General features: G+C 70.5%; 3 protein-coding genes. 1 reads left to right on the forward strand and 2 read right to left on the reverse strand.

The window, feature by feature from the left end; all coding sequences use genetic code 11:
- Window positions 1-158: 158 nt before the first annotated feature.
- Both RMN98_RS02975 and RMN98_RS02980 read right to left on the reverse strand, forming a co-directional pair.
- Window positions 159-455, reverse strand: a complete 297-nt coding sequence (locus RMN98_RS02975; RefSeq protein WP_309647316.1) for a DUF1905 domain-containing protein — start codon at window positions 453-455, stop codon at window positions 159-161.
- 29 nt (window positions 456-484) lie between these two features.
- Entirely contained in the window at window positions 485-1,408 is a 924-nt protein-coding gene (locus RMN98_RS02980) for a L,D-transpeptidase family protein (protein ID WP_309647317.1), read from the reverse strand.
- A gap of 216 nt (window positions 1,409-1,624) precedes the next feature.
- Between RMN98_RS02980 and RMN98_RS02985 the strand changes: the two genes are divergently transcribed.
- Window positions 1,625-2,019: ATP-binding protein (locus RMN98_RS02985; RefSeq protein ID WP_309647318.1), on the forward strand; the 395-nt coding region annotated here is incomplete at its 3' end.

Genomic DNA, 2,019 nt, shown 5'->3' on the forward strand with positions numbered 1-2,019 from the left:
CGCGACAGCGAGGGCCGGCACGAGAACGACACCTGGAAGGCCGACGCCGAGGTCGGTGCCGCGGTCTTCGCCAGCGAGGACGCGAAGGAGGGCCCGAAGGCCTTCATGGAGAAGCGGTCACCGCAGTTCCACGGCCGCTGACCCGCGACGGGCTCGCCTCAGGGCCGGCCGAGCGACAGCGACACGGTCAGCACGTCCTCCACGTCGATGCCCTCGGCTCGACGTACCGCGTCCTTGAGCGGGAGCAGGTAGCGCCCGTCCTTGGGGAACAGTGCGGTGGTGAAGTCGGTCGCCCCGATGCGGGCCACGACCGGGACCTGGCCCCAGTACTCCATCCCCTTGGCCGCGAGCTTGAGGTCCTCGCTGTCCTCGACGGGCAGCGCGAGGAAGTAGAACGGCGCAGGGCCCCGCCACTCCACGACGGGACCCTGCATCTCGAAGTCGAGGTCAGGCATGCGACGAGTATGAACCGCGGGGGATCGCCTCAGGACCAGTAGACGACGACCTTGTCGCCGAGCTGGACCTCGTCGTACAAGCCTGCGATGGCGTCGTAGTCGCGAATGTTCACGCAGCCGTGCGAAGCGCCGGCGTAGCCGGTGGCGGCGAAGTCGGGCGAGTAGTGGACCGCCTGCCCGCCGCTGAAGAACATCGCGAACGGCATCGAGGTGTCGTAGATGCTCGAGACATGGTCACGGCTCTTCTCGTTGACGGCGAACTGCCCCTCGCGGGTGGTGTAGCCGTTACCGCCGAAGCGGGCGTCCAGCGTGAGCTGCACGTCACCGTCGACCACCCAGCGCAGGCTGTTGCTGGACTTGTCGATGCACAGCACGCGGCCGGTCTCGCAGCGCGGGTCCAGGACGGCGCCGTCCGCCGGGTCGACCGGCTCGGGCTCGATGTTGGCCAGCTCGTCGGAGGTGGGCTCGGTCGTCATGCCCTCCAGCCGCTCGAGCGTCACGGTGTCCAGGGAGCCGGTGGACGGCAGGCCGCGCTTGGTCTGGAAGCCGGCTATGGCAGCGCGCGAGGTGTCGCCGTAGTAGTCGGTGACGTCTCCGGAGAGCCAGAAGATCTGGCGCAGGCGGGCCTGCATCTCGCGCACCTCCGGACCCTCGTCGCCCGCGGCGAGCAGGACCGGAGCGGGCTCCGGCGTGGGCTCGAGGGTGACCTGGGGTGCCGGGGTACGACGGGGCGCGGGTCGCTGCGCCGGCTCGGTGGGGCGCGGCGTGGGGGTGGCAGTCGGGGCAGGCGCGGGCTCGACGCCGAGCGGACGTGGGCGTTCAGCTGGCTCCGCGGCCGAGGGGCGGGCGTCCTCGAGCTCCGAGCGGTGGTCGGCGTACGCCGAACCGACGCCCCAGGCTCCGCCCGCGAGGGCGGTGGTCGCGACGGCGACAGCGACGATCCTGCGTGACATGACGTGTTCCTCTCCGTGGTTCTCCCGTGCTTCTCTGACCTGAAGACGCACCACGCACCTCCAAGGTTGCACGTCGCGGCGATTCCTTCGCGCTGCCACGGCGGACGGGCCCAGATCGGCCGATCTCCTGTGCCGGTGGAGGATTCCTTCTCTTGAGGTAGTGAACTGGCCCCGAACGCGGTGTGTCGCACGTGACGGTTGGGGTAGAAACGTCGCGTGACCGACCCCAGTCGAGATCGCTCTCGGGAGAACCGGCAGCTGCGGCCGCACCCGTCGAGCGTCGCCGAGGCCCGCCGCGCGGTGCGCGCCGCCTTCTCCGGGTCCTCGTTCGACCTCGAACTGGTGGACACGGCCGAGCTCTGCGTGAGTGAGCTGGTCACCAACGCCGTGGTCCATGCCGGGACCGACATCGTCGTCGCGGTGCAGCTCTACGAGGGCGGTGCCCGGGTCGCGGTCCAGGACCGCAGCGCCCACCTGCCGGTGCCGCGCCACTACGCCAGCCTGGCCGCCACCGGACGTGGCCTGCTGATGGTCGACCAGCTCGTGACGCGCTGGGGCGTGGCCTCCTCCGCGGAGTCCAAGACCGTGTGGTTCGAGGTCGGTGAGGTGTC

This window comes from Nocardioides sp., assembly GCF_031397825.1.
In the GTDB taxonomy this organism is placed as follows: Bacteria; Actinomycetota; Actinomycetes; order Propionibacteriales; family Nocardioidaceae; genus Nocardioides.

Coding starts and splice junctions, on each gene's coding strand:
- RMN98_RS02975 (WP_309647316.1), bottom strand. CDS start 455: ATGCCTGACCTCGACTTCGAGATGCAGGGTCCCGTCGTGGAGTGGCGG.
- RMN98_RS02980 (WP_309647317.1), bottom strand. CDS start 1,408: ATGTCACGCAGGATCGTCGCTGTCGCCGTCGCGACCACCGCCCTCGCG.